The organism is Streptomyces sp. YJ-C3, from assembly GCF_053891275.1.
Genome location: NZ_CM132685.1, coordinates 6,125,346 through 6,151,165, shown reverse-complemented (window position 1 = coordinate 6,151,165; position 25,820 = coordinate 6,125,346). Strand labels below are relative to the sequence as shown.

Here is a 25,820-nt window from a genome sequence, read left to right as displayed (position 1 = left end):
CAGGGACGGGTCGTAGACGGGGCCATCCGCCAGCCAATCGGAAGCACGGGAAGAGATGTCGGCACCGAACAAGTCGTACGACCCTGTCGAGGTCGAGGCACTGAAACCGGAAGAGATCGAGCGCGTGCGGGACGAGGCGCTCGCCGCCTTCGCCGCCGCGGACTCGCTCGAGGCGCTTCAGGAGGCCAAGGTCGCGCACACCGGCGGCACGTCGCCGCTGTCGCTCGCCAACCGCGAGATCGGCGCGCTGCCGCCGCAGGCCAAGGCCGCGGCCGGAAAGCTCGTCGGGCAGGCCCGCGCCGCCGTCGGCCGGGGCCTCGCCGCCCGCCAGGCCGAGCTGGAGGCCGAGCGCGACGCGCGCGTCCTGGTCGAGGAGGCCGTGGACGTCACGCTGCCCTACGACCGCACTCCGGCCGGCGCCCGCCACCCCCTCACGACGATGATGGAGCGCGTCGCGGACGTCTTCGTGTCCATGGGATACGAGATCGCGGAGGGCCCCGAGGTCGAGGCGGAGTGGTTCAACTTCGACGCCCTGAACTTCACGCCGGATCACCCGGCGCGGCAGATGCAGGACACCTTCTTCGTGCAGGGCCCCAAGGGCACCGAGGGAGACGAGTCGGGTGTCGTGCTGCGCACGCACACCTCGCCCGTGCAGGCCCGCACGCTGCTCGACCGTGAGCCGCCCGTCTACGTCGTCTGCCCCGGTCGCGTGTTCCGCACCGACGAGCTGGACGCCACGCACACCCCGGTCTTCCACCAGATCGAGCTGCTCGCCGTGGACGAGGGCCTCACCATGGCCGACCTGAAGGGCACCCTGGACCACATGGTCAAGGCGCTCTTCGGCGACGACATGAAGACGCGGCTGCGGCCGAACTACTTCCCGTTCACCGAGCCGTCCGCCGAGATGGACATGGTCTGCTACGTGTGCCGCGGCGAGTCCGTCGGCAACCCGGACCGGCCGTGCCGCACCTGTGGCAGCGAGGGCTGGATCGAGCTGGGCGGCTGCGGCATGGTCAACCCGCGCGTGCTGACCGCGTGCGGCGTCGACCCCGAGAAGTACAGCGGATTCGCCTTCGGGTTCGGCATCGAGCGGATGCTGATGTTCCGCCACAACGTCGAAGACATGCGAGACATGGTCGAGGGTGACGTCCGGTTCACCCGGCCGTTCGGGATGGAGATCTGATGCGGGTCCCGCTTTCCTGGCTGCGGGAGTACGTCGACCTCCCCGCCACCGAGACCGGCCGCGACGTGCAGGCCAAGCTGGTCGGCGTAGGGCTTGAGGTCGAGACCGTCGAGCAGCTCGGCGCCGACCTCAAGGGCCCCCTCGTCGTCGGCCAGGTGCTGACCATCGAGGAGCTCGAAGGCTTCAAGAAGCCGATCCGGTTCTGCACGGTCGACGTCGGCCAGGCCAACGGCACGGGCGAGCCGCAGGAGATCGTCTGCGGTGCCCGGAACTTCGCGGTGGGCGACAAGGTCGTCGTCGTGCTGCCCGGCGCCGAGCTGCCCGGCGGCTTCGCGATCGCCGCGCGCAAGACGTACGGCAAGACCTCGCACGGCATGATCTGCTCCACCGACGAGCTGGGCATGGGCGACGACGGCACGCACGGCATCATCGTGCTGCCGCCCGAGCACGAGGCCGGCACCGACGCCATCGAGCTCCTGGAGCTCGTCGACGAGGTGCTCGACATCGCCGTCACGCCCGACCGCGGCTACTGCCTGTCGATGCGCGGCATCGCCCGCGAGACCGCCACCGCGTACGGGCTGCCGCTGCGCGACCCGGCGCTCCTGGACGTGCCCGCGCCGAACGCGTTCGGCTACCCGGTCCAGGTCTCCGACCCGATCGCCTGCGACCGCTTCACCGCGCGCACCGTCACCGGCCTCAGCCCCGAGGCCCGCTCGCCGATCTGGCTGCAGCGCCGCCTGCAGAAGGCCGGCATGCGCCCGATCTCGCTCGCCGTCGACGTCACGAACTACGTGATGCTGGAGCTCGGCCAGCCGCTGCACGCCTACGACCGCTCCCTCGTGCAGGGTGCGATCGGGGTGCGCCGCGCCCTGCCCGGCGAGAAGCTCAAGACCCTCGACGGCACCGAGCGCACGCTCGACGCCGAGGACCTCGTCATCACCGACGAGCGCGGCCCCATCGGCCTCGCCGGCGTGATGGGCGGCGCCAACACGGAGATCGCCGACCACGCCGATCCCACGGGGGCCGCCGGGACCACCGACGTCGTCATCGAGGCCGCGCACTTCGACGCGCTCACCATCGCCCGCACCTCGCGCCGCCACAAGCTGTCCTCCGAGGCGGCCAAGCGGTTCGAGCGCGGTGTCGACCCGCAGGCCACGTCCGCCGCGGCGCAGCGCGTCGTCGACCTCCTCGTGCTGCTCGCGGGCGGCACCGCCGAGGAAGGCGTCACCGAGGTCATCGCGCCCGGCGCCCCGCGCACCCTCACCATCCCGGCCGACCACCCGGACAAGGTGGCCGGTGTCGCCTACGGCCGCGAGACCGTCGTGCGCCGCCTCCAGCAGGTCGGCTGCGACGTCTACGGCCAGGACGCCCTGACGGTCACCGTGCCGTCCTGGCGGCCCGACCTGACCGACCCGAACGACCTGGCCGAAGAGGTCATCCGCCTGGAGGGCTACGAGAACCTGCCCTCCACGCTGCCCAAGCCCCCGGCGGGCCGCGGCCTGACCGAGCGCCAGCGCACGCACCGCCGTGTCGGCCGCGCCCTGGCCGGCGCCGGATACGTCGAGGCGCTGAGCTACCCGTTCATCGGCGAGGGCGTCTTCGACCAGCTGGGCCTGGAGAAGGACGACCCGGCCCGCCGCGTCGTCACCCTCGTCAACCCGCTCTCCGACGAGGAGCCCGTCCTCCGTACGACGCTGCTGCCGGGCCTGCTGTCCGCGCTGCGCCGCAACGACGGGCGGGGCAGCCACGACCTGGCGCTCTTCGAGACGGGCCTGGTCTTCCACCCCCAGGACGAGCTGCGCATCGCCACCCGGCTGCCCGTCGACCGGCGTCCCACCGACGAGGAGATCGCGTCCCTCACGGCCGCCCTCCCGAACCAGCCCCGGCACGCCGCGGTCGTCCTGTCCGGCGCCCGCGAGCAGTCCGGCTGGTGGGGCAAGGGCCACCCGGCGACCTGGGCCGACGCCGTCGAGGCGGCGCGCACCATCGCCACCGAGGCCGGCACCCAGCTGGCCGTGGACCAGGGCCAGTACGGGCCGTGGCACCCCGGCCGGTGCGCCGCGCTGTACGTCTTGATCGACGGGGTGAAGACCCTCGTCGGCCACGCCGGTGAGCTGCACCCGCGCGTCGTCAAGGCCCTCGGCCTGCCGGCCCGCACCAGCGCGATGGAGCTGAACCTGGACCTCGTGGAGCAGGCGAGCGACGGTGCCCTGCAGGCGCCGCGGATCTCGACGTTCCCCGTGGCCACCCAGGACGTCGCGCTCGTCGTCGACCAGGACGTCCCGGCCGCGGCCGTGGAGCACTACCTGCGCCTCGGCGCCGGTGAACTCCTCGAGTCCATCCGCCTGTTCGACGTGTACGAGAACGCGGAGCAGCTCGGCGAGGGCAAGAAGTCCCTCGCGTACGCGCTGCGCTTCCGTGCCGCCGACCGCACCCTGACGGTCGACGAGGCCAGCGCCGCCCGGGACGCGGCGGTCGCCCAGGCCGCCGAGAGCGCGGGCGCGGTGCTGCGCGGCGCGTAACGGCGCAGGCAGGAGCCCGTTGAGGGGCGCATCCGGATCACCGGGTGCGCCCCTCACTCGTTCGAGTGAGGATTCTTGGCGATCTGGCCCGATCGGGGCAGACGGTCGTAAGAATCGATCCGGTCGTCGGGCCGACCGGCGAGCGCGCTGAACGGGGCCTAGGGGGCCGGCGGCATGTTTCGTACCAAGACCAGGGCGCCCGCCCGATCCGTCCGTACCGCCCTCCGCACCTCTCTCCGTACCCGCCTCGTGAAGGTCGTCCGGGCCGAACCCCGGCGGATCCGGCGTGCGTTGATGCTGGGCCTGCCCACGGTCTGGGGCGCGGTCGCCGTCACGTACAAGCTGACCTGCCCGCTCGCGCAGCAGAACGGACTGGGCGCGCGGATCGTGAGCAGCGCCGTCTTCTTCGTGGTGGGAACGGGACTCATACTCCACGTACGGCACGGTCTGATGCGGGAGGTGCGGGAGCTCAAGGCCGTCGCCGGGGCCGCCCAGTCCGTGCTGCTGCGGCCCCTGCCGCCGCGGCTCGACGGGCTCGCCCTCGCCGCGGGCCAGCTCTCCGCCGACCGCGGCGCCAGCATCGGCGGCGATCTGTACGACGTCGTCGCCACCGACCACGGGGTCCGGGTGGTCATGGGGGACGTCCGCGGGCACGGGCTCGGCGCGCTCGCCACGGTCGGCGCGGTCCTCGGCAGTTTCCGTGAGGCCGCCCACGACGAGGACGAACTCGGCCGGGTGCTGCGGCGGTTGGAGCGCGCCCACGCGCGGCATCTGCGCCAGCGGTCCCGTGACGAGCATCCGGCCTTCGGCGGCGGTGAGCCGGAGAGTCCGCTCGCCGAGGAGTTCGTCACCGTGCTGCTCCTGGAGATCCGGCAGGACGGCGCGGTGTACGCGCTCAACTGCGGTCATCCCTGGCCCTATCTGCTGCGGCCCGGCGCGGCACGCTCCGTCGAGCCGCTGCCCGGCGGCGATCCGATGCCGCCGCTCGGCCCGTTCCCGCTGCCCGCCGAGCTCGCGCCGGTGCGGTGCGGACGGATCCTGCCGGGGGAGGGGCTCGCGCTGCACACCGACGGCATCGAGGACGCCCGCGACGCGCGTGGCCGGTTCTTTCCTCTGCAGGCCGCGCTCACCGAGGCCATGGGCTGCCGGACCGTCGTGCCGAAGGCCGCCATCCACGCCGTGTACAGCCGGCTGCTGCGGCACATCGGCGGACCGCCGAGCGACGACGCGGCCCTGCTCGTCCTGCGCAACGACCGCAGGCGCGTACCCGTCCAGCACGGCGAGCCCGTCGTCCGCACCGCCCACACCGTTCTCTGACACCTCCCGTCCCAGGGGGGCGTCGTCCGCCCGCCGCGGAGTTGTGGGCAGGCGAGCGGGCGGACGACGCGGGATCGGGCCGCCGTCTGTACGAGGGGGAGCCGACGGCCCGGCCGGCCTCTTTCGAGGCAGTTCAGTCAAGCGGGCGGAAACCGGCCACAACAGAGTGCACAGCGCCCGGAGTTGAGCATTCCGATCACACCCCGTGTGAAGCCACCTCCACTAGGCTGGCGCCACCGAGCCAACGGAGGGCATCCATGCAGCCCAACACCCTGCTCGACGCGATTCTCGACGAGGCCGGGATCTCCCACGCGGGCCTCGCGGCCCATGTGAACCACGCGGGGAAGGCCCGTGGACTCGCGCTGCGCTACGAACACACCGCCGTCGCCCGCTGGTTGAAGGGCCAGCGGCCACGGGGACAGGTCCCCGACCTGATCTGTGAGGTCCTGGCGGGCCGTCTGCAGCGGCATGTCACCCTCGACGACATCGGCCTCGGCATCCCCGGCGAACCGGCGGCCCCGCACAGCTCCTCGCTGTCCGGCTTCGTCGAGCGGGCCACCGCGCTGTGGCGCTCCGACGAACAGCAGCGCCGCCACGTCCTCGACGCCCCGGCCGTCACCGGCACCCCCGCCGTGATGCCCGTGTGGGAGTGGGAGAACCCGCCGGAGGACACCGACGTCTCGCGCGGCGGGCGCCATCTGGTCAGCGCCGCCGACATCGAGATGATGCGTTCGGCCCGCAGCCACTACGAGCAGATGTACCGCAAGGCCGGCGGCATCGCGACACGCACCCGCATCGTCGGCTTCCTCAACACCGAGGCCACGCCGCTGCTGCGCGGCAGCTACACCGACGCCACCGGCCGCCAACTGCACCGGGCCACCGGCGGGCTGGTCGCCATCGCGGGCATCTGCGCGTACGACTCCGACGCGCACGGCCTCGCCCAGCGCTACTTCCACCAGGCCCTGCGGCTCGCGAAGGCCAGCGGTGACCGGGGACTTGGGGCCTACGTCATAGCGCTCCTCGTCAATCAGTCGCTGCACATGCGTGACTACCGCCAGGCCGTCGCCTTCGCCGAGGCCGCGCTGCGCGCCGCCGGACGGCACATCACCCCGGCGCTCGCCTCCGACCTGTATGCCATGCAGGCGAAGGCGTACGCGCACCTCGGTGACGGCACGAGCGCGCTGGAGTGCATCCGCCGTGCCGAGTCCGCCGCCGACCGCATCCGGCGCGGACACGAACCGGACGAGACGGGATACGTGCAGCCCGGATTCGTCAACGTCCAGATCGCGGAAGCCCTGTTGAGCCTCGGCGACTACGCGGCGGCCAAGGAGCACGCCACCGAGGCCGTGCACACCCCGGCGCACGACCGCGGCCGCGTGCACCGGCTCGCCGTGCTCAGTCAGATCCAGCTCAGACAGGGCAACGCCGAACAGGCGGTGGCCACCGCCGTCGAAATGGCGGAGACGGCGCGGGGGATGGAGTCCCAGCGCCTGCGCGACCGACTCCGGGCGGTACGCGAGCACCTCGTCGCCAGCGGCTGTGCCGGCACGGCCGAGGCCGCCGAACTCATCGACGGGGCGCTGCGCGTACCGCTCTGAGCCATTACGTAGGACGCCCGAGGGCGCCACTGCTGCGATATTGCCATCAACTCGACGGAAGGTGGCAGAACCGTGCAGTGGACGAAACAGAACGAACAAACTGTGTATGAAAACCGCTGGTTCAGCGTCAACTTGGCGGATGTCGAACTGCCGGACGGCCGGCATCTCGACCACTTCCTCATCCGGCTCCGCCCCGTGGCCGTGGCCACGGTGGTCAACGACGCGGACGAGGTACTGCTGTTGTGGCGGCACCGCTTCATCACGGACAGCTGGGGCTGGGAACTGGCGGCGGGCGTCGTCGAGGACGGCGAGGACATCGCGTACGCGGCCGCCCGGGAACTGGAGGAGGAGACCGGCTGGCGGCCGGGACCGCTGCGGCACCTGCTGAGCGTCGAACCGTCCAACGGACTCACGGACGCCCGGCACCACATCTACTGGACCGACGAGGGAACGTACATCGGCCACCCCCAGGACGACTTCGAGTCGGACCGCAGGGAATGGGTCCCGCTCAAACTCGTCCCCGACATGATCGCTCGAGGAGAGGTCCCGGCCGCCAACATGGCGGCCGCGTTACTGCTCCTGCACCATCTCCGGCTCGGCTAGCGCCCGCCCTCGCCGCTAATGCCCGAGCACTTGCCACACCGTGATGGCCAGTGCCCCGACCGCGGTCAGCGCGGCGACCGCGGGCAGGGGCCAGCGGGTGTGTTCGAGCGCACTGATCCGCGCGCTCAGATCGTCATGATCCTTGACCGTCTGGTCGTCGCGGTGGGCGAGCAGGGCCATCTGACCGTCGATACGGGTCAGCCCCACCTCGAAGACACGGCGTAACTCTGCGAGTTCTTCCGGGACCACGGAATGCTCCGGGTCGGTGGTCACTAGTCCGCTCCTTTCCGTAGTCGGCACATCCTTGATGTGCGCACCGGAAGTCAACTCGCCTGGTGGACGCGGCGGGAGCGTGTGCAAAGAGCATATGCGGGTCACTCGCGCACACCCCGTGCGAACGCAGTGGGCCCGGTGCTCCGAAGAGCACCGGGCCCACTGGCGAGCACGGAGTGTGATCAGGGGCGCGGCCCCGTGATCAGGCGTAGGTGTAGAAACCCGAGCCGGACTTGCGGCCGAGCCGGCCCGCGTCGACCATCCGCTGGAGCAGCGGGGGAGCGGCGTACAGCGGCTCCTTGTACTCGGCGTACATCGAGTCCGCGATGGAGACGATGGTGTCGAGGCCGATCAGGTCGGACAGCTTGAGCGGGCCCATCGGGTGGGCGCAGCCCAGCTCCATGCCGTTGTCGATGTCCTCGCGGCTGGCGATGCCGGACTCGAACATCCGGATGGAGGAGAGCAGGTACGGCACGAGCAGCGCGTTCACCACGAAGCCCGAGCGGTCCTGGGCGCGGATCGCGTGCTTGCCGAGGATCTTCTCCACCAGGGCCTGGGCGCGGCTGATGGTGCCCTCGGACGTGGTGAGCGCCGGGATGAGCTCGACGAGCTTCTGCACCGGGGCCGGGTTGAAGAAGTGGATGCCGATGACGTGGTCCGGGCGCGAGGTGGCCACGGCCAGCTTCACCAGCGGGATGGACGAGGTGTTCGAGGCGAGGATCGCGTCGGGACGGGTCATCACCTGGTCCAGGACCTGGAAGATCTCCGTCTTCACCTGCTCGTTCTCCACGACCGCCTCGATGACGAGGTCACGGTCGGCGAACTCGCCCAGGTCCGTGGTGAAGGTGAGCCGGTTCAGCGTCTCCGCCAGCTCCTCCTCGGTGATCTTGCCGCGCTCGGCCGCCTTCGCGAGGGAGTTGAGCAGCCGCGTCCGGCCGATCTCCAGCGCCTCCCCGGTGGTCTCGGCCACCATCACGTCCAGGCCGCTGCGGGCGCAGACCTCCGCGATTCCGGCGCCCATCTGGCCACAGCCCACCACGCCGACGCGTGTGATGTCAGTCAAGGTGTCCGTCACCTCGTGCCTTTCGCAGTTCGTCCGGGGTCGCCGGCAGTCGGGGTCTTCCGGACCTGCACGTTACCCCGTAGACATAGGAGGGGTGGAGCCCGGGTTAACGCCTGTTCATCCGCCCACACCGTGGCACAGGAATCCGAGGGGAACCATGGGACGTATCTCACGTCGGGCCTTCACGGCCGGGGCCGCACTCGCGCTGACCGGACTCGCGGCGGGCGACGCCGTGGCGGGGCCCCGCCACCACGGCCGTCCCGGGCCCGAGATGCGTGGCATGTGGCTGGCCACCGTGGCGAACCGGGACTGGCCCTCACGCGCCGGACTGACCGCCGCCCAGCAGCGGGCCGAGCTGCTTGCGCACCTGGACACGGCGGTCCGCCGCCGCCTGAACACGGTGATCTTCCAGGTGCGGCCCGCCGCCGACGCCCTGTGGCCCTCCCCGTACGAGCCGTGGTCCGAGGTCCTCACCGGCACCCAGGGCGCGAACCCGGGCTGGGACCCGCTGGGCACCGCCGTGACGGAGGCGCACCGCCGCGGCCTGGAACTGCACGCCTGGTTCAACCCGTACCGCGTCGCCAACCACACCGACCCGCGCCGGCTGGTCGCCACGCACCCGGCGCGCGTCCACCCCGACTGGGTCGTCACGTACGGCGGGAAGCTCTACTACAACCCCGGCCTGCCGGAGGTCCGGCGCTTCGTCCAGCAGGCGATGCTCGACGCCGTCGCCACATACGACATCGACGCCGTGCACTTCGACGACTACTTCTACCCGTACCCGGTCGCCGGCCGGACCTTCGACGACGCGGCCGCCTACGCGCGGTACGGCGGCGGCTTCCCGAACCGGGCGGCCTGGCGGCGCGACAACATCGACCGGCTGGTGCGCGAGACGGCCCTCGGCATCGAGCGGATCAGACCGCGCGTCCGGTTCGGCATCAGCCCGTTCGGCGTGTGGCGCAACCGGGCGACGGATCCCGCGGGGTCCGACACGGCGGCCGGCGTGCAGACGTACGACGACCTGCACGCGGACACCCGGAAATGGGTGCGGGAGGGGTGGATCGACTACGTCGTGCCCCAGGCGTACTGGAACATCGGGTTCCCCGCGGCCGACTACGCGAAGCTCGTGCCGTGGTGGGCCGACACCGTGCGCGGCACCGAGGTGCGCCTGTACCTCGGCGAGGCCCTCTACAAGGCGGGTGATCCGGCGCAGCCCGCCGCCTGGCAGGACCCCGCCGAGCTGTCCCGGCACCTCACGTTCGCGGCCGCCTTCCCCGAGGCGCTCGGGCACGTCTTCTTCTCCGCGAAAGAGGTGAGGCAGGACCGGATCGGCGCCATGGCCCGCGTCGTCGCGGACCACTACGGCGCCGGATCCTAGGACAGGCCCTTGCCCTTGCCCCCGACGACGGGCCGGACGACCGCGTCGGGGCCCGGCGACATGATGGCCTCGTGGCCGTCCTCGAAGCGGACGCGGAACGGTGGGCCGCCGTCGCTGCCGAGGACCTCGATGATCCGGCCGACCCGGTCGTGCTGTCCGACGATCCGGCCGTGCACCAGGAGCTGGTCGCCTACGGTTGCGTGCATCAGGAGTGACCTCCTCGCCGTGCCCGTGAGTTGCGCCAAGTCTACGGCGGGGCAAGGGAGTTGGTACCCCGAGTGGGGTGCTCAGCCGCGGGCCCGCTGGGTGACCGCGATGCACACGAGGACCGCGACCGCCGTGAGCGGCGCCGCGACGGGCAGCGACTCGCCCAGCAGGAACACCGACCACACGAGCGTCAACAGCGGCTGGGCGAGCTGGAGTTGGCTCGCCTTGGGGATGCCGATCAGCCCCATGCCCTTGTACCAGACGACCAGGCCGAGGAACTGCGAGCCCGCCGCCACCCACAGCAGGCCCGCGAGGGCGTGTCCGGTCAGCCGCACCGGCTCGTGGCCGAGCGCGACCGCTGTGCCCGCCACGGCGACCGGCAGGCACAGCACCAGCGCCCACGCGATGACCTGCCAGCCGGGCATGACCCCGGCGAGCCGGCCGCCCTCGGTGTAGCCGGCCGCGCAGATCAGCAGCGCCGCGAAGAGATACAGGTCGGCCCGGGTGAGGGCGCCCCCGCTCTGCTGCACCGTGAACGCGATCACGGCCGCGGCGCCCGCGCACGCCGCGATCCAGAAGGCGCGCGAGGGTCGGGCCCCGGTGCGCAGCGAGGAGAACACGGCGGTGGTCAGCGGCAACAGGCCCACCACCACCGCCGAGTGCGCGGTCGTCGCCGTCCGCAGGGCGAGCGTGGTCAGGATCGGAAAGCCCAGGACCACACCGGCCCCGACGACCGCGAGCCCCGTCCAGTGCCGCCGCTCCGGGACCGGTACGCGCAGGGCGAGCAGGCACACCCCCGCGATCACGGCCGCGAGCACGCTGCGCACGCTCACCAGGGACCAGGCGCCGAAGCCTTCCAGGCCCCAGGCGGTGGCGGGAAAGGTGAGGGAGAACGCGATGACGCCGAGAGCGGCCAGAACCGTGCCGCGGGCGGTCGGGACGCGCGCCGCGACCGGCGTCGGGCCCGGGGCGGGCCGCTCGGTGACTGCTATCGCATTGTGTTCGGTAGCGCTATTCTCTGTCCTCATGCATGAGCGTAGCAGTGTGGGTGATCTGGCGAAACAGCTACGAGAAGAGCTGAACCGCTACTCAGATGGTGAGAAGCTGCCGTCGAGCCGGGCCCTCGTGGAGCGGTTCCGGGTCAGCCCGGTGACCGTGTCGCGGGCGCTCGCCCAGCTCGCCGCGGAAGGGCTTGTGGTGACCCGGCCCGGTGCGGGCGCCTTCAGGTCGACGCCGCGCTCCGCCGCCCCCGTGGGCGACACGTCCTGGCAGGAGGTCGCGCTGAGCGCCGACGCCGCCACCGACCCGGTGCCGCGCGCCGTCGACGCCTCGGGGGTGCTGGTGACGCTGGCCGCGTCCCCGCCCGGAGTCATCGAGTTCAACGGCGGCTATCTGCACCAGGTCCTGCAGCCCACGGGCGCGATGGCCGCCGCGCTCGCCCGCGCGGGCCGGCGCCCCGGCGCGTGGGACCGGCCGCCCGTCGACGGACTGCCCGAACTGCGCGCCTGGTTCGCCCGCGGCATCGGCGGCGCGATCACCGACGCCGAGGTGCTGATCACGTCCGGCGGCCAGTCGGCGCTCGCCACGGCGCTGCGCGCGCTCGCCCCGCCCGGCGCCCCCGTCCTGGTCGAATCGCCCACCTACCCCGGCATGCTGGCGATCGCGCGGGCCGCGGGACTGCGCCCCGTGCCGGTGCCCGTCGACCGGGACGGCGTCCGCCCGGAGCTGCTCGCGCAGGCCTTCCGGGCGACCGGTGCCCGCCTGTTCGTGTGCCAGCCGCTGTTCCAGAACCCGACCGGCGCGGTGCTCAGCGCCGAGCGGCGCCCCGAGGTCCTGCGCATCGCCCGTGAGGCCGGGGCCTTCGTCGTCGAGGACGACTTCGTGCGCCGCCTCGTGCACGACGACGCGGGACCGCTGCCCCGGCCGCTGGCCACCGACGACCCCGACGGCGTCGTCGTGCACGTCTGCTCCCTCACCAAGGCGACCTCGCCGAGCCTGCGCATCGGATGCCTCGCCGCCCGCGGCCCGGTCCTGGAGCGGCTGCGCGCCATCCAGGTCGTCGACCATCTCTTCGTGCCGCGTCCCCTCCAGGAGGCCACGCTCGAACTGGTCGGCTCACCGGCCTGGCCGCGCCATCTGCGCACGGTGTCGGGGGAGTTGAGAACCCGCAGGGACGCCCTCGCGGCGGCCCTCACCGCGCAGTTGCCCGAGCTGTCCCTGCCGCACATCCCGGTGGGCGGCTACCACCTGTGGGCGCGGCTGCCCGACGGCACGGACGAGCGCCGGCTCGTCGCGGGCGCCCTGCGCGCGGGCGTCGCCGTCGCCCCCGGCCGTCCGTACTTCGCGGCCGAACCGCCGGCCCCGTACCTCCGGCTCAGCTTCGTGGCGGTCGGCGGGACGGCGGAGATCACCGAGGGAGTGCGCCGGCTCAGGGCGGCCTGCGATGAACTGCCGCCCGGCTGAGACCCGGGCCGAGGCTGTGAATGTGCGGTGACGCGGGGCGAGGTCTTGACCTGGGCTACTGGCGAGTTACACGATCACGCGCATGCAGCTCAGCGTCACGCTCCTGGCCGCCGCGCGCAGCTCGTCCCTGCTCGCGGAGCGGTTCGACGACGACCGGCCGCTCGACGAGGCCGGCTGGTACGAGGTGCAGCGCGCGGCGCCCGAACTCGGGCAGCTCGCCGCCGCCGAACTGCGCTACTGCTCGCCGACCCCGCGCAGCCGCGCCACCGGCGACGCCCTGGGACTCGCCCCGCTGGCCCAGCCCGCCCTGCGGGACTGCGACATGGGCCGCTGGCGGGGACATACGTTCGCCGAGGTCGCGGCCGTCGAACCGGCCGCCGTCGACCACTGGCTCGCCGATCCCCGCTCGGCGCCGCACGGCGGGGAGCCGCTGCTCGGCTTCATCTCGCGGATCGGCTCCTGGCTGGACACGCGGCCTTCCGACGACGGGACACGGATGGTCGCCATCGCCGAGCCGTCGGTGGTCAGGGCCGCCGTCGTCTACGCCCTGAAGGCGCCGCCGTCGGCGTACTGGAACCTCGATGTGCGCCCGCTGTCGACGGCCACCGTCATCGGGTATCCGGGCCGCTGGAGTCTGCGGCTCGGCGGTAGTCCGTCGTGAGGACCAGGTCCTTCGCCGGTCCCCGCACCCGCCACACCGTCCGCCAGCGACCGGCGTCGTACACCTCGAACTCGCCCCGGTAGAGGTCCGCCGAGCAGGGGTGGTCGGCGATGTGGTGGCCGCCGCGCAGATCCAGGCCGTGGAAGAAGCGGCCGTCCATGAAGCGGACCACGGCCGTGCCGTGCGTCTCGCCGGGCAGATAGCGCAGGGTGCGCTCGGCGGGGCGGGACACCCCGCGCCACTCGAACGTGCCCGACTCGAAGTGCAGCAGCCCGTCGCCGTCCGCCGCCGTGAACTCCGTGGTGCCGGTGAACGTGCCCGTCGCGTCGGCGGCGAGATCCCGCACGGTCCGCTCCACCTGCCAGCTCCCGGCCAGGAACGCCAACACGTCGGAAACCGGCCAGAGTTCACTCGTCACGCACATCACTCCCGTACACCTCTGCGCGAACCGTTGACGCGCGTACCGCCGCTTCCTATCTTGCCGTTCGTAGTTTAGGACGCCGTACGAGATCTCGAACAATTCGAGGGCTACGGACAAGGGGATGCGCATGACGCGTGGACGACGCAGGCGCTGAAGCATCGGGCTCGGGGCCGCGGTGGGCTCCCTGCTCGCCGGGACCGCCGTGCTGCCGTCGTCGGCCGCCGACGCGGCCGACGTCACTGACTACACCGTCACCGTCGACCCGAGCCGCACGGGCGCGACCATCGACGACTCGATGTACGGCGTCTTCTTCGAGGACATCAACCGCGCCGCCGACGGCGGGCTCTACGCCGAGCTGGTGCAGAACCGCTCCTTCGAGTACGCGACCGCCGACAACACGGCGTACACGCCGCTGACCGCATGGGCGACCAGCGGCACGGCCCGGGTCACCGACGACGACGGCCGGCTCGACGCGCGCAACCGCGCCTACCTTTCCCTGGGAGCCGGCGCGTCCGTCACCAACTCCGGCTACGGCAGCGGCATCACCGTCCGCAAGGGCGCCGCGTACGACTTCTCGGTGTGGGCCCGCGCCGACTCCACGCTGACCGTCACCCTGGCCGACGCGGACGGTTCGCTGGCCGCGCCGCAGCGGGTGGCGACCAAGGGAGGCTGGACCGAGTACAGAGCGACCTTCACCGCGACCCGGGGCAGCACCACCGGCCGCCTCTCCGTCTCCACCGCCCGGGACGCCGCGCTCGACATGGTGTCCCTCTTCCCGCGCGACACCAGGATCAAGAAGGGCTGACCCCGGGCCGGGCGGCGGTCGCGGAGTGCCCCGGCGCCACGAGCGGAGCCGGCAAAAGCGCCGTGACCGCCCGCTCCACGTGGTCCGTGCAGCCGGTGTCCCCGCACTCGCAGGAGAACCGGGCCACCGCCGATGCCACGTCGCCGCGCGACCACGGGCGGGCGAAGTACCCCGTGTACTGCGCCACGACGGCCTCGTTGGCCTCGCGGAGCAGGGCGCGGCGTTCCTCGCGGGAGGCGGCGTGCGGCCCGGCGGCCAGCAGGCCGGCCCACCGTGCGCCGACCTCCGCGGTGAGGTCGGTGCCGCTGTCGACGACGAGGTGCGGGGCGCCGCAGGCCCGTACCTCGTCCCCGATGACCTCCGCGAGACGCCGGTACAGGGCCAGGGGGCCGGGGCCCAACTCCCGCTCCGCGAGCCGCTTCTCGAGCAGTTCCGGCGTGGGCAGCAGCCACAGCGCGGCCCGGCCCGGCAGCAGCCGGGCCGTCCCCGGGGTGATCACCGTGCCCTCGGCCACGGTCAGCGGGGCCGAGGGCAGGGCCCGTACATCGTCCGCGGCCATCCGGCCCCGCTCGTGGTGCAGCGACATCGCGAGCAGGTCCGGCACGGGCGCCGCCCAGCGGTCCTCGGGCGGGAGCGACTCGAAGCGGGCCGCCGCAGTGCTGCCCGCGGCGAGCGCCCGGTCGCGGTGCGCCCAGGTGCGGGTGTCCGCGTGGTACCGCCGCAGCCCGTGACGCCGGGCCAGCCGCTCGGCGACCGTCGACTTCCCGACGCCGGGCGGCCCGCCCAGCCAGACAACTGCCGCCATCCGCCGGTCCGCCTATCCGTTCACGAACTGCATGCTGCGCTCGTCGTAGCGGGCCCCCGCCACCGCGTCCGCGGGCGCCGCCGCGTCGATCGCCGCGAGGTCGTCCGCCGACAGCTCCAGCGTGGCGGCCGCGATGTTCTCCTCCAGGTACGTGCGACGCCGCGTCCCCGGGATCGGCACCACGTCGCCGCCCTGGTGCTGCACCCAGGCCAGCGCCAACTGGCCCGCCGTGACGCCCTTGCGGGCCGCGAGCTCCTCCAGGCGGGCGACGATGGCGAGGTTGCGCTCCAGGTTCCCGTCGGCGAACCGCGGCTGACTGCGGCGCACATCCCCTTCCTGCAGACCGTCCGTCGATGTGTACCGGCCCGTGAGGAAGCCCCGGCCCAGCGGCGAGAACGGCACGAGCCCGATGCCCAACTCCCGGCACACCGGCAGTACTTCGTCCTCAACGTCCCGGGTCCACAGCGAGTACTCGCTCTGCAGCGCCGCGATCGGATGCACGGCGTGCGCCCGGCGCAGGGTCCCCGCGCCCGCCTCCGACAGCCCGAGGTGGCGGACCTTGCCCTCCCGCACCAGCTCGGCGAGCGCGCCCACGGTCTCCTCGATCGGCACTCCGCGGTCCACGCGGTGCACGTAGTACAGGTCGATGTGGTCGACGCCGAGCCGACGCAGCGACGCCTCGCACGCCTGGCGCACATACGCCGCGTCGCCCCGGATCCCGGTCGCTTCGCCCAGCCGGTTCGTGAAGCCGAACTTCGTCGCCAGCACCGCCTGTTCACGCCGACCGGGCGCCGCGAGGGCGCGGCCGATCAGCTCCTCGTTGTGCCCGGAGCCGTAGAAGTCGGACGTGTCGAGCAGGGTGACGCCCAGGTCGAGCGCGGCGTGAAGAGTGTCGATGGACTGCGCGTCGTCGGACGCGCCGTAGCCGTGGCTCATGCCCATGCAGCCCAGGCCCTGCGCGGAGACCGGGAGCGAGCCGAGGCGGCGGGTGGGAAGGCCTGTCACGAGTACTGCCTCCTTGCGGGGGGCCGGTGTGGACGGGATCGACGCTAGGACTTGGAGTGCGCTCGAAGTCAAGCACGCGATCAGCCGCTGCGGCGGCCGGGCCGTGCGGCATGATGGCGCGCATGGGCAGAGGGGCGAGCAGGGGACTCCGCGGACTGTGGCCATGGCGGGGGCGCCGGGAGCCTGCGCTCGCCGCGATCGAGGACGAGATCCGTCTGACGCAGAACCCGCGCCCGATCGCTCCGGGACAGTCGGGCCCGGACGGACGCGTCCGGGTTCAGCCGCGCCCGACGCCCCAGAGGCGTACCCCCGAGCCGCAGGTCAGCGGGAAGGGGGGAAGCGGTGAGCAGATCCATCAGCTGAGAATGCCGCAGTACCGCCCGGCCGTGATGGTCTTCTCGACCGACGGACGGACGCGCGTCCACCTGCGCTTCGAAGGCAAGAAGGGACGCTCCTCACGCCTGTACCGGCTGTCCGGTGACGGCACCCCCGTCACCGCCCGGGTACCGCTGCCGGAGGAGAGCAGGGCCGTCGCCTTCCGTGTGTTCGCCGAAGGCGACCGGGAAGCGTGGACAGCGACCGCGGCCCCGCTGCGAGAGGTCCCGAGGTTCCACGACGACATCCACGGAACCGGATCGGACGTCGTGCACTACCGAGGAGGACCGGGCCCGGGCGTCCTGCACTACGCCGGGCCGAGCCTGATCCAGCTGGAGGCCCTGGACGGCCGTATGGCCCACCGGGTGACGGTGGCCGAGGGACGTGCCGGCGAGCACGCGTTCCAGTGGCCGGGCCGCGGCTACTACCAGGTGCGCTCGGCAGGGGCATGGAGCCTGTCCGCCATGTGAGGCGGTGCGGGCCACCGGGGTGGCGCTGCGGGAGCACGTCACACGGAGGGCCGGTGGCCAGAGCATTCGATTGCATAAACGTGCATCGCGACGTATAGTCATGCCATCCAAGAGGAGGGTTCCATGGCGGTACGCGCAGCAGTGGCGGGAGCGAGTGGATACGCGGGCGGCGAAGTGCTGCGCCTGCTGCTCGCCCACCCCGAGGTGGAGATCGGCGCCCTGACGGGCAACTCGAACGCGGGGCAGCGGCTCGGTGCGCTCCAGCCCCACCTGCGCCCGCTCGCCGACCGCGTCCTCCAGGAGACCACCCCCGAGGTGCTCGCCGGGCACGACGTCGTCTTCCTCGCGCTGCCCCACGGGCAGTCCGCCGCCGTCGCCGAGCAGCTCGGCCCCGACGTCCTCGTCGTCGACATGGGCGCGGACTTCCGGCTCCAGGACGCGGGGGACTGGGAGAAGTTCTACGGCAGCCCGCACGCCGGCACCTGGCCCTACGGCCTCCCCGAACTCCCGGGCGGCCGCGCCGCGCTGGCGGGGACCAGGCGCATCGCGGTGCCCGGCTGCTACCCGACCGCCGTCTCCCTCGCCCTCTTCCCGGCGTACGCCGCGGGGCTCGTGGAGAGCGAGGCCGTCGTCGTCGCCGCGTCCGGCACCTCCGGCGCGGGCAAGGCCGCCAAGCCGCACCTGCTCGGCAGCGAGGTCATGGGCAACATGTCGCCGTACGGCGTCGGCGGCGGCCACCGGCACACCCCCGAGATGATCCAGAACCTCAGCGCCGCCGCGGGGGAGCGGGTCTCCGTCTCCTTCACGCCGACGCTCGCGCCCATGCCGCGCGGCATCCTCGCCACGTGCAGCGCCAAGGCCAAGGACGGCGTCACCGCAGAGGGCGTACGGGCCGCGTACGAGAAGGCGTTCGCCGACGAGCCGTTCGTGGAGCTGCTGCCCGAGGGACAGTGGCCCGCCACGGCCTCCGTGTACGGGTCGAACGCCGTGCAGATCCAGGTCGCGTACGACGAGGCGGCCGGCCGCGTCATCGTCATCAGCGCCATCGACAACCTCACCAAGGGCACCGCCGGCGGCGCCCTGCAGTCCATGAACATCGCCCTGGGTCTCGACGAGACCACCGGGCTCTCGACGATCGGAGTCGCGCCGTGAGCGACGCACGTGCGGCCGCCGGGCAGCAGACGACGACGATGGCCGCACCGCTGCGCTGCACGGGCGGAGAAGCGAACAAGGAGACACAGTGAGTGTGACGGCAGCCAAGGGATTCCAGGCCGCGGGCATCACCGCCGGAATCAAGGAGAGCGGGAACCCGGACCTGGCCCTCGTGGTCAACCGCGGCCCCCGCCTGGCCGCCGCGGGCGTCTTCACCTCCAACCGCGTCAAGGCCGCCCCGGTCCTCTGGTCCGAGCAGGTCCTCAAGGGCGGACTCGTCTCCGCCGTCGTCCTCAACTCCGGTGGCGCCAACGCCTGTACGGGACCCAAGGGCTTCCAGGACACGCACGCCGCCGCCGAGAAGGCCGCCGAGGTCCTCGGCCTGAACGCGGGCGAGGTCGCCGTCGCGTCCACCGGCCTCATCGGTGTCCTGCTCCCCATGGACAAGCTGCTCCCGGGCGTGGAGACCGCGGCCGGTCAGCTCTCCGAGCACGGCGGCGAGAAGGCCGCCATCGCCATCAAGACCACCGACACCGTGCACAAGACCGCCGTGTACGAGGGCGACGGCTGGACGGTCGGCGGCATGGCGAAGGGCGCGGGCATGCTCGCCCCTGGCCTCGCCACCATGCTCGTCGTCCTCACCACGGACGCCGACCTCGACAGCGAGGTGCTGGACAAGGCGCTGCGCGACGCCACCCGCCTCACCTTCGACCGGGTCGACTCCGACGGCTGCATGTCCACCAACGACACCGTGCTCCTCCTCGCCTCCGGCGCCTCCGAAGTCGCCCCGGAGTACGCCGAGTTCGCGAACGCCGTGCGCGTCGTCTGCGATGACCTCGGACGCCAGCTCATCGGCGACGCCGAGGGCGCCAGCAAGGACATCAAGGTCGAGGTCATCAACGCCGCGAGCGAGGACGACGCCGTCGAGGTGGGTCGCTCCATCGCCCGCAACAACCTCCTCAAGTGCGCCATCCACGGCGAGGACCCCAACTGGGGCCGAGTCCTCTCCGCCATCGGCACCACCCGGGCCGCCTTCGAGCCCGACCGGCTGAACGTCGCCATCAACGGCGTCTGGGTCTGCAAGAACGGCGGCGTCGGCGAGGACCGCGACCAGGTCGACATGCGCTACCGGGAGGTCGTCGTCACCGCCGACCTCGCCGCGGGCGCCGAGACGGCGACGATCTGGACGAACGACCTGACCGCCGACTACGTCCACGAGAACAGCGCGTACTCGTCATGAGCCAGCCCGCCGCGCGGAAGCACACCGCGCTCCCCAAGGCCCAGACCCTCATCGAGGCGCTGCCCTGGCTGACCCGCCACCACGGCAAGACCGTCGTCATCAAGTTCGGCGGGAACGCCATGGTCGACGAGGAGCTCAAGGCCGCCTTCGCCCAGGACGTCGTCTTCCTGCACCACGCCGGACTCAAGCCGGTCGTCGTGCACGGCGGCGGCCCGCAGATCAGCAAGGCACTCGACCGGCACGGCATCGTCAGCGAGTTCAAGGCCGGCCTGCGGGTCACCACCGAGGACGCCATGGACGTCGTACGGATGGTGCTCGCCGGACAGGTGCAGCGCGAGCTCGTCGGGCTGCTCAACCAGCACGGCCCGCTCGCCGTCGGCCTCACCGGCGAGGACGCCCACACCATCACCGCCACCAAGCACCAGCCCCGCATCGAGGGCGAGTTGGTCGACATCGGCCGCGTCGGCGAGATCACCGAGATCGACACCGGCGCCATCGAGGCCCTGCTCGCCGACGGCCGCATCCCGGTCGTCTCCTCGATCGCCCGCTCCCAGGACGACCACCATGTCTACAACGTCAATGCTGATACGGCGGCTGCGGCACTCGCTGCTGCGCTGGACGCCGAGACGCTGATGGTCCTGACCGACGTCGAGGGCCTCTACGAGGACTGGCCCCACTCCGACGAGGTCATCAGCCGGCTCACCGCCACCGAACTCGAGAAGCTGCTCCCGGAGCTGGCGAGCGGCATGGTCCCGAAGATGGAGGGCTGCCTGTACGCCGTGCGCAACGGCGTGCACACGGCCCGCGTCATCGACGGCCGCGTCCAGCACTCGATCCTGCTGGAGATCTTCACCGACGAAGGCATCGGCACGATGGTCGTGCCCGATGCGGAGCACCACGGGGAACAGGGGGACGCATCATGACCGGCACCGCGAACCAGGGGCTCACCCAGCGCTGGCAGGACGCCCTGATGAACAACTACGGCACCCCGCGCCTGCCCCTGGCCAAGGGCGCCGGCGCCAGGCTGTGGGACTCCGACGGCACCGAGTACCTCGACTTCGTCGGCGGCATCGCGGTCAACGCGCTGGGCCACGCCCACCCCGCGATCGTCGAAGCGGTCAGCTCCCAGATCGCCTCCCTCGGCCACGTCTCGAACCTGTTCATCGCCGAGCCGCCCGTCGCGCTCGCCGAGCGGCTGCTCCAGCTCTTCGGCCGGGACGGCGCCGTCTACTTCTGCAACTCCGGCGCCGAGGCCAACGAAGGCGCCTTCAAGATCGGCCGGCTCACCGGACGCCGCCACATGGTCGCCACGACCGGCGGCTTCCACGGCCGGACGATGGGCGCCCTCGCCCTGACCGGCCAGCCCGGCAAGCAGGACGGCTTCACCCCGCTGCCCGGCGACGTCACGCACGTCCCGTACGGCGATGTGGACGCACTCCGGGCCGCGGTCACCGAGGAGACGGCCTTCGTCATCATCGAGCCCATCCAGGGCGAGAACGGCGTGGTCGTGCCGCCCCCGGGCTACCTCAAGGCGGCCCGCGAGATCACCCGCGCCACCGGCACCCTCCTCGTCCTCGACGAGGTGCAGACCGGCGTCGGCAGGACCGGCCACTGGTTCGCCTACCAGGCCGACGAAGGCATCGAGCCGGACGTCGTCACCCTCGCCAAGGGCCTGGGCGGCGGCCTGCCGCTCGGCGCGACCGTCGCGTTCGGCGAGGCGGCGAAGCTGCTGAAGCCGGGACAGCACGGCACGACGTTCGGCGGCAACCCTGTCGCCTGCGCCGCCGGACTCGCCGTCCTCGACACCATCACGGCCGAGGACCTGCTGCAGAACACCAAGAGCATCAGCGCCAAGCTCACGGCCGGAATCGAATCACTCGGCCACCCGCTGGTCAGCCATGTCCGGGGCGCGGGCCTCCTGCTGGGTATCGTGCTCACCGGGCCGCGCGCACCTCAGGTGCAGCAGGCGGCCCAGGACGCGGGCCTCCTGGTGAACGCGCCCGCACCCGACGTCGTCCGGCTGATGCCGCCGCTCAACCTGACCGACGCCGAAGCGGACACGTTCCTCGCGGCGCTGCCCGCCGCCTTGGACACGGCCGCGGCCGACGGGGAAGGACGATCCTGAGGAATGGGACGACGACGATGAGTAGCAAAGCGGAGCACGCCGAGAACGGTGAGCAGAGCGCGAACGGCGCGCACGGCCCTGCCGTGCCGCAGACGCGCACCGCGCGGCACCGCCGGATCGTGGACATCCTCAACCGGCAACCGGTGCGCTCGCAGAGCCAGCTGGCGAAGCTGCTCGCCGACGACGGACTGAACGTCACCCAGGCCACGCTCTCCCGCGACCTGGACGAGCTGGGCGCGGTCAAGATCCGCAACACCGGCGGCGAGCTGATCTACGCCGTGCCCAGCGAGGGCGGCTTCCGCACCCCGCAGGCCCCGCTCGGCGAGTCGGCGAAGGAGGAGCGCATGCGCCGCCTCGCCGGTGAGCTGCTCATCTCCGCGGAGGCGTCGGCGAACCTCGTCGTGCTCCGTACGCCACCGGGCGCGGCCCAGTTCCTCGCCTCGGCCATCGACCAGGCCGAACTCCACGTCATCCTCGGCACGATCGCCGGCGACGACACCCTGATGCTGATCAGCCGCGACCCGGCCGGCGGCCAGGCCCTGGCGGAACACCTCCTGCGCCTGGCCCAGAACGACCACTGAACCCTGGCCAGCACTTCAAGCCAGTCCGGCACATTCAAGCCCCTCCGGCGATTGAGGAGCGGGGTCCGGGGCAGAGCCCCGAGACCTGAACTCCCGCGCCGGGGGCGCTTCACGGCAGGCCCAGTACACCCGCCAGTTCGGGCCCGACGAACGCCGCGAGCTCACTCCGGGTCGGCCCCGTCGCGGGCCCCCGCCGAGTAACCGCCAGAGCCGCAGCCGCATTCGCCCCCCGAGCCGCATCGACCGCCGAAACCCCCCGCCCCAACAGCGCCAAGAACGCCCCGACATGCGCATCCCCGGCCCCATTGCTGTCGACCGCGTCCACGGCGAACCCGGCGACGTGCACCACGTCCTGCGACCCCGGCGGAGCCACCCAGCAGCCGTCCTTGTCGGCCCGCACCAGCACCCCCGCCCCGTCCCGCAGCCGCCCGCGCAGCGCGAGCGCCGCCTCCCGCGGCTCGGCCACCCCGGACATCAGCCGGGCCTCCCGCGCGTTGCAGCTCAGCCAGTCCGTACGGGCGAGCACCGGGTCCAGCACCTCGGCCGGGATGTCGGACACCAGCGGCGCCGGGTCGAAGCAGACCCGTACGTCGTCGGCGAGGCCCGCGACCAGCGCGGACAGCAGCGGCCCGTTGACCTCCATCACCAGGCCGTAACCGGAGACCTGCACGAGGTCGCCGCCGCGCACGGCCCCGGCGATGCCCGCCGCCTCCTCCGGCGTCATCCGCGCATCGACCCCGAAGCTCGTCACGAACGTCCGCTCGCCGCCCCCGTCGACCAGCGCCACGCAGAACCCCGTGTCACCGTCGATCCGTACCGGGAGCAGCGTCTCGATGCCCTCCGCCGCGAGGGAGGCCCGCACCAGCTCTCCGTAGGGGCCGGTGCCGTGCAGGCCCGCGTACACGGCCTCGGCGCCGAGCCGCCGGGCGGCCGTCAAGGTGTTGAAGCCGCCGCCCGCGTACAGCGCGGTGCGGGTGCCGATGACGTCGCCGCCGCGCTCCGGCAGGGCGGGCACGTCGATGACCAGGTCGGCGATGACGTTCCCGGCGAGCACGACACGGGAGTCGGCGGTCATCGGGTGGCCTCCTTCAGGGTTACGGGATCAGGTGCGGGGGAGTCGGCCGTCACCGGCGTGCGGCGTCCGAGCAGCGCGTACAGCGCACCGCCGACGACGATCGCGACGAGCCAGCCGAGACCGTTCGCACCGAGCCACGACCCGGCGAGCGGCCCCTCGAACCACACGTCGTCCGCGCTCGTCGCGGCCTTCGTGAACAGCAGCCCGGCCACGATCGCGGCCACCCAGGCGACGACGGCGGGCAGATGGAAGCCGCCGCGGTACCAGTACCGGCCGCCCCGCCCCGTGTTCATCAGCCCCGCCGGGTCGTACTCCCGCCCCCGCAGCATGTCGACGGCGATCACCCCGATCCACGCCGAGATCGGCACGGCCAGCAGCGTCAGGAAGGTACTGAACGGGCCGTAGAAGTCGTCCGCGATCAGCATGAAGTAGACCCCGCCGAGGAACATCAGGACGACGTCCACGCACACCGCCCACGCCCGCGGCACCCGCAGGCCGAGCGTGATCATCGTCAACCCGGCCGAGTACGTGGACAGATGATTGGACATCAGAAGTCCGCCGAACGCCGCGATCAGATACGGCACCGCCATCCACGACGGCAGCATCGCGTTGATCGCCGAGACCGGGTCGGCCGAGGTCGCGAGGGACGGGTCGCCCGCCGTGAGCAGCGAGCCGAGCGAGATCAGCAGCACCAGCGGGATGCCCGCGCCGAACGCGGAGGCCCGCACGAGCCGCCCGCCGGGGATCGCCCGCGGCAGGTAACGGGCGTAGTCCGCACCGGCGTTGGCCCAGCCGATGCCGGTGCCCGCCGCGATGAAACCGATGCCCGCGACGACGCCGCTGACCGGGCCCGCCGGGGTGTCCAGGACCTTCGACCAGTCCACGGTCGCGACGAGGAAGCCCATCACGACCAGGTTCAGGACCCCGAAGAGCACGGTCGCCCACTTATTGATCCACATGATCGTGGCGTGTCCGAGCCCGCTGATCAGCAGCGTGCAGACGATGAAGACCAGCAGGCAGACCAGGGTGAGGACGGTGCCTCTGCCGACCCCGAGGACCGTGTTGAGCAGGGCCAGCAGCGCGTACGCCGCCGTGGTCGTGGTGATGGTCTCCCAGCCGACCCGGCTCAGCCAGGTCACCAGGGTGGGCCCGTGATTGCCGCGCTGCCCGAACACCGCGCGCGACAGGGTCAGCGCGGGCGCACCCCCCTTCCTGCCCGCCAGGCTGAGCGCGCCGACCAGGGCGAACGAACCGACCGAGCCGACGACCGCGACGAGCACGGCCTGCCAGATGTTCAGGCCGCGGAAGGCGACCAGCGTCGCACCGAGCGGCAGCCCGAGGATCGAGATGTTGGCGGCGAACCACGTCCAGAACATCTGGCTCGCGTGGCCGTGCCGCTCGCTGTCGGGGACCGGTTCGATCCCTCGGGTCTCCATGGTGCCGACGCGGTCGTTCTTCGTTGAAGCGGCCATCGCGGAACCTCCTTAGCAGGGTGGGTCAGGCTGTGCGGAAGGTGAGCAACTGGCGTGTCAACGGCTCCAGTTCGAGCTGGTTGACCTCGCGCAGCGTCCGTACGGCGGTGGCGGGCAGCGCGCCCAGACCGCGCACGGAACCGGCGATCGCGCCCGCGATCGCGCCGATCGTGTCGCTGTCGCCGCCGAGGTTCGCCGCGAGGAGCGCCGAGCGCCACGGGTCGCCGCCGGTCAGCGCGAGCACCGCGAACGCCGCGGGGACGGACTCCTGGCTGGCCACGCTGGTGCCGACGAGCGCGTCGATCCGGTCGAGCGCCGTGGCCTCGTCGAGTCCGGCGACCAGCTCGCGCGCCCAGCCGATCCGCGCCGAGATGCTGGCGCCCGCGATCCAGTGGCCGCGCCGGGCGCCGGCCGCCGACGCGGCGATCGCCGCGTCGAAGGCGTCGTCGAGGGAGCCGCCCGCGACTCCGGTGGAGACGGCCGCGGCGACCGCCGCCGCGCCCGCGATGCCCACCGTCGTGTCGTGCGTGACCTGGCAGGACTCGACGACCCGGTCGAGGAACGGGTCCGGGTCGTCGGCGGCGTAGGAGAAGGCGATGCCGACGGGGGTGACCCGCATCGCGGCACCGTTCGTGGTGCCGTACTTGCCGGCCTCCTTGGGGTCGGTGCCCCGGGCCACGGCGTCCAGCGCCGCCTTGGTCGAGGGGCCGAGCAGGTCGAACGACCCCTTGGCCTTCATCTCCTTCTCCCAGGCGAGGAGTTCCCCGGCGAACCGCAGCGGGTCGACGTGCCCGCCGCCCTCCACGATCAGCCGCGCCACGATGACGGCCTGGTCCGTGTCGTCCGTGACGGACCCGGCGGGCATGCCCGCGCTGACCGGGTTGTCGGGCCCCGCGGGCTCGAAGCCGTTCAGCGTGCCGTAGACCCGGACGACGTCGGCGCGGGACATGACCTGGGTCGGCATGCCGAGCGCGTCGCCGAGCGCGAGGCCGTAGAAGGCGCCCGCGGCGCGGTCGGCGAGGGCGG

At 72.4% G+C, this 25,820-nt stretch carries 24 protein-coding genes and 1 pseudogene; 15 read left to right on the top strand and 10 right to left on the bottom strand.

From position 1 onward, the window contains the following. Positions 1–55 precede the first annotated feature (55 nt). The 5 genes from pheS (at position 56) to ACVHNB_RS27530 (ending at position 7,223) form a co-directional block, all read left to right on the top strand. Positions 56–1,183 carry a phenylalanine--tRNA ligase subunit alpha gene (gene pheS / locus ACVHNB_RS27550; protein WP_428955861.1) on the top strand — a complete coding sequence of 376 codons (1,128 nt, stop codon included), beginning with the start codon at positions 56–58 and terminating at the stop codon, positions 1,181–1,183. Beyond that, entirely contained in the window at positions 1,183–3,705 is a 2,523-nt protein-coding gene (gene pheT / locus ACVHNB_RS27545) for a phenylalanine--tRNA ligase subunit beta (protein ID WP_456226146.1), read from the top strand. Before pheS ends, pheT begins: the two co-directional genes overlap by 1 nt. Before the next feature lie 294 nt (positions 3,706–3,999). Further along, entirely contained in the window at positions 4,000–5,022 is a 1,023-nt protein-coding gene (locus ACVHNB_RS27540; protein ID WP_428957717.1) for a PP2C family protein-serine/threonine phosphatase, read from the top strand. Positions 5,023–5,279: 257 nt separating this feature from the next. Then, positions 5,280–6,620, top strand: a complete 1,341-nt coding sequence (locus ACVHNB_RS27535; protein ID WP_428955863.1) for a tetratricopeptide repeat protein — start codon at positions 5,280–5,282, stop codon at positions 6,618–6,620. 72 nt (positions 6,621–6,692) lie between these two features. Beyond that, positions 6,693–7,223, top strand: coding sequence for an NUDIX hydrolase (locus ACVHNB_RS27530; protein WP_428955864.1), 531 nt, complete (start codon positions 6,693–6,695; stop codon positions 7,221–7,223). 15 nt (positions 7,224–7,238) lie between these two features. Here ACVHNB_RS27530 and ACVHNB_RS27525 read toward each other — a convergent pair whose 3' ends face one another. Together ACVHNB_RS27525 and ACVHNB_RS27520 are read right to left on the bottom strand one after the other, a co-directional pair. Then, the gene (locus ACVHNB_RS27525) at positions 7,239–7,496 is read right to left on the bottom strand and encodes a hypothetical protein (protein WP_428955865.1); all 258 of its coding nucleotides are present in this window, start codon (positions 7,494–7,496) and stop codon (positions 7,239–7,241) included. A 202-nt stretch (positions 7,497–7,698) separates the two neighbouring features. Continuing rightward, the gene (locus ACVHNB_RS27520; protein ID WP_428955866.1) at positions 7,699–8,559 is read right to left on the bottom strand and encodes a 3-hydroxybutyryl-CoA dehydrogenase; all 861 of its coding nucleotides are present in this window, start codon (positions 8,557–8,559) and stop codon (positions 7,699–7,701) included. Between the two features lie 157 nt (positions 8,560–8,716). Here ACVHNB_RS27520 and ACVHNB_RS27515 point away from each other — a divergent pair, with 157 nt between their 5' ends. Further along, on the top strand, positions 8,717–9,937 hold the full coding sequence (locus ACVHNB_RS27515; RefSeq protein ID WP_456226145.1) for a glycoside hydrolase family 10 protein: 1,221 nt from the start codon (positions 8,717–8,719) through the stop codon (positions 9,935–9,937). On the opposite strand, the gene ACVHNB_RS27510 is transcribed toward ACVHNB_RS27515, so the two are convergent. Both ACVHNB_RS27510 and ACVHNB_RS27505 read right to left on the bottom strand, forming a co-directional pair. Further along, entirely contained in the window at positions 9,934–10,143 is a 210-nt protein-coding gene (locus tag ACVHNB_RS27510) for a DUF1918 domain-containing protein (RefSeq protein WP_428955868.1), read from the bottom strand. The genes ACVHNB_RS27515 and ACVHNB_RS27510 overlap by 4 nt on opposite strands. Positions 10,144–10,224: 81 nt before the next feature. Further along, positions 10,225–11,172, bottom strand: a complete 948-nt coding sequence (locus tag ACVHNB_RS27505) for a DMT family transporter (RefSeq protein ID WP_428955869.1) — start codon at positions 11,170–11,172, stop codon at positions 10,225–10,227. On the opposite strand from ACVHNB_RS27505, the gene ACVHNB_RS27500 reads away from it, so the two are divergent. Together ACVHNB_RS27500 and ACVHNB_RS27495 are read left to right on the top strand one after the other, a co-directional pair. Beyond that, positions 11,066–12,607: an aminotransferase-like domain-containing protein gene (locus ACVHNB_RS27500; RefSeq protein ID WP_456226144.1), complete on the top strand. Its 1,542-nt coding sequence runs from the start codon at positions 11,066–11,068 to the stop codon at positions 12,605–12,607. The two genes, ACVHNB_RS27505 and ACVHNB_RS27500, sit on opposite strands and share 107 nt — an antisense overlap. Positions 12,608–12,689: 82 nt before the next feature. Next, a complete protein-coding gene (locus ACVHNB_RS27495; RefSeq protein WP_456226143.1) occupies positions 12,690–13,268 on the top strand; it encodes a histidine phosphatase family protein in 579 nt (192 codons plus the stop codon). On the opposite strand, the gene ACVHNB_RS27490 is transcribed toward ACVHNB_RS27495, so the two are convergent. Next, a complete protein-coding gene (locus ACVHNB_RS27490) occupies positions 13,216–13,686 on the bottom strand; it encodes a DUF6314 family protein (RefSeq protein ID WP_456226142.1) in 471 nt (156 codons plus the stop codon). The genes ACVHNB_RS27495 and ACVHNB_RS27490 overlap by 53 nt on opposite strands. A 178-nt stretch (positions 13,687–13,864) precedes the next feature. On the opposite strand from ACVHNB_RS27490, the pseudogene ACVHNB_RS27485 reads away from it, so the two are divergent. Next, positions 13,865–14,476: pseudogene (locus tag ACVHNB_RS27485) on the top strand (carbohydrate binding domain-containing protein); the annotation flags it as partial. A gap of 4 nt (positions 14,477–14,480) precedes the next feature. On the opposite strand, the gene ACVHNB_RS27480 reads toward ACVHNB_RS27485, so the two are convergent. Then, positions 14,481–15,299: a hypothetical protein gene (locus tag ACVHNB_RS27480; RefSeq protein ID WP_428955873.1), complete on the bottom strand. Its 819-nt coding sequence runs from the start codon at positions 15,297–15,299 to the stop codon at positions 14,481–14,483. Between the two features lie 12 nt (positions 15,300–15,311). Continuing rightward, on the bottom strand, positions 15,312–16,304 hold the full coding sequence (locus tag ACVHNB_RS27475) for an aldo/keto reductase (protein WP_428955874.1): 993 nt from the start codon (positions 16,302–16,304) through the stop codon (positions 15,312–15,314). Between the two features lie 365 nt (positions 16,305–16,669). Here ACVHNB_RS27475 and ACVHNB_RS27470 point away from each other — a divergent pair, with 365 nt between their 5' ends. From ACVHNB_RS27470 to ACVHNB_RS27445, 6 genes are all read left to right on the top strand, one after another. Further along, complete coding sequence (locus ACVHNB_RS27470; protein ID WP_456226141.1) at positions 16,670–17,149, top strand: hypothetical protein; 480 nt, start codon at positions 16,670–16,672, stop codon at positions 17,147–17,149. Between the two features lie 123 nt (positions 17,150–17,272). Further along, positions 17,273–18,301: an N-acetyl-gamma-glutamyl-phosphate reductase gene (argC, locus tag ACVHNB_RS27465; RefSeq protein ID WP_456226140.1), complete on the top strand. Its 1,029-nt coding sequence runs from the start codon at positions 17,273–17,275 to the stop codon at positions 18,299–18,301. Between the two features lie 88 nt (positions 18,302–18,389). Further along, entirely contained in the window at positions 18,390–19,541 is a 1,152-nt protein-coding gene (gene argJ, locus ACVHNB_RS27460; RefSeq protein WP_456226139.1) for a bifunctional glutamate N-acetyltransferase/amino-acid acetyltransferase ArgJ, read from the top strand. Continuing rightward, the gene (gene argB, locus ACVHNB_RS27455; RefSeq protein WP_428955878.1) at positions 19,538–20,464 is read left to right on the top strand and encodes an acetylglutamate kinase; all 927 of its coding nucleotides are present in this window, start codon (positions 19,538–19,540) and stop codon (positions 20,462–20,464) included. Before argJ ends, argB begins: the two co-directional genes overlap by 4 nt. After that, entirely contained in the window at positions 20,461–21,666 is a 1,206-nt protein-coding gene (locus ACVHNB_RS27450; protein WP_456226138.1) for an acetylornithine transaminase, read from the top strand. The genes argB and ACVHNB_RS27450 overlap by 4 nt, the downstream gene beginning before the upstream one ends. Positions 21,667–21,683: 17 nt before the next feature. Next, on the top strand, positions 21,684–22,247 hold the full coding sequence (locus ACVHNB_RS27445) for an arginine repressor (RefSeq protein WP_428955880.1): 564 nt from the start codon (positions 21,684–21,686) through the stop codon (positions 22,245–22,247). A gap of 109 nt (positions 22,248–22,356) precedes the next feature. Here the strand turns inward: ACVHNB_RS27445 and ACVHNB_RS27440 are convergent, their stop codons facing one another. The 3 genes from ACVHNB_RS27440 to ACVHNB_RS27430 are packed head-to-tail and all read right to left on the bottom strand — an operon-like array spanning position 22,357 to position 25,758. Beyond that, positions 22,357–23,322: a PfkB family carbohydrate kinase gene (locus tag ACVHNB_RS27440; RefSeq protein ID WP_456226137.1), complete on the bottom strand. Its 966-nt coding sequence runs from the start codon at positions 23,320–23,322 to the stop codon at positions 22,357–22,359. Then, complete coding sequence (locus ACVHNB_RS27435) at positions 23,319–24,794, bottom strand: purine-cytosine permease family protein (RefSeq protein WP_456226136.1); 1,476 nt, start codon at positions 24,792–24,794, stop codon at positions 23,319–23,321. The genes ACVHNB_RS27440 and ACVHNB_RS27435 overlap by 4 nt, the downstream gene beginning before the upstream one ends. A 25-nt stretch (positions 24,795–24,819) precedes the next feature. Then, positions 24,820–25,758, bottom strand: coding sequence for an ADP-ribosylglycohydrolase family protein (locus tag ACVHNB_RS27430; RefSeq protein ID WP_456228956.1), 939 nt, complete (start codon positions 25,756–25,758; stop codon positions 24,820–24,822). Between the last annotated feature and the right edge of the window lie 62 nt (positions 25,759–25,820).

What these genes read in the sequence shown, in the direction of transcription:
- pheS (WP_428955861.1), top strand. Translation starts at nt 56, where the DNA reads ATGTCGGCACCGAACAAGTCGTACGACCCTGTCGAGGTCGAGGCACTG.
- pheT (WP_456226146.1), top strand. Translation starts at nt 1,183, where the DNA reads ATGCGGGTCCCGCTTTCCTGGCTGCGGGAGTACGTCGACCTCCCCGCC.
- ACVHNB_RS27540 (WP_428957717.1), top strand. Translation starts at nt 4,000, where the DNA reads ATGCTGGGCCTGCCCACGGTCTGGGGCGCGGTCGCCGTCACGTACAAG.
- ACVHNB_RS27535 (WP_428955863.1), top strand. Translation starts at nt 5,280, where the DNA reads ATGCAGCCCAACACCCTGCTCGACGCGATTCTCGACGAGGCCGGGATC.
- ACVHNB_RS27515 (WP_456226145.1), top strand. Translation starts at nt 8,717, where the DNA reads ATGGGACGTATCTCACGTCGGGCCTTCACGGCCGGGGCCGCACTCGCG.
- ACVHNB_RS27510 (WP_428955868.1), bottom strand. Translation starts at nt 10,143, where the DNA reads ATGCACGCAACCGTAGGCGACCAGCTCCTGGTGCACGGCCGGATCGTC.
- ACVHNB_RS27505 (WP_428955869.1), bottom strand. Translation starts at nt 11,172, where the DNA reads ATGAGGACAGAGAATAGCGCTACCGAACACAATGCGATAGCAGTCACC.
- ACVHNB_RS27495 (WP_456226143.1), top strand. Translation starts at nt 12,690, where the DNA reads ATGCAGCTCAGCGTCACGCTCCTGGCCGCCGCGCGCAGCTCGTCCCTG.
- ACVHNB_RS27480 (WP_428955873.1), bottom strand. Translation starts at nt 15,299, where the DNA reads ATGGCGGCAGTTGTCTGGCTGGGCGGGCCGCCCGGCGTCGGGAAGTCG.
- ACVHNB_RS27470 (WP_456226141.1), top strand. Translation starts at nt 16,670, where the DNA reads ATGCCGCAGTACCGCCCGGCCGTGATGGTCTTCTCGACCGACGGACGG.
- argC (WP_456226140.1), top strand. Translation starts at nt 17,273, where the DNA reads ATGGCGGTACGCGCAGCAGTGGCGGGAGCGAGTGGATACGCGGGCGGC.
- argB (WP_428955878.1), top strand. Translation starts at nt 19,538, where the DNA reads ATGAGCCAGCCCGCCGCGCGGAAGCACACCGCGCTCCCCAAGGCCCAG.
- ACVHNB_RS27450 (WP_456226138.1), top strand. Translation starts at nt 20,461, where the DNA reads ATGACCGGCACCGCGAACCAGGGGCTCACCCAGCGCTGGCAGGACGCC.
- ACVHNB_RS27445 (WP_428955880.1), top strand. Translation starts at nt 21,684, where the DNA reads ATGAGTAGCAAAGCGGAGCACGCCGAGAACGGTGAGCAGAGCGCGAAC.
- ACVHNB_RS27440 (WP_456226137.1), bottom strand. Translation starts at nt 23,322, where the DNA reads ATGACCGCCGACTCCCGTGTCGTGCTCGCCGGGAACGTCATCGCCGAC.
- ACVHNB_RS27435 (WP_456226136.1), bottom strand. Translation starts at nt 24,794, where the DNA reads ATGGCCGCTTCAACGAAGAACGACCGCGTCGGCACCATGGAGACCCGA.
- ACVHNB_RS27430 (WP_456228956.1), bottom strand. Translation starts at nt 25,758, where the DNA reads ATGCCGACCCAGGTCATGTCCCGCGCCGACGTCGTCCGGGTCTACGGC.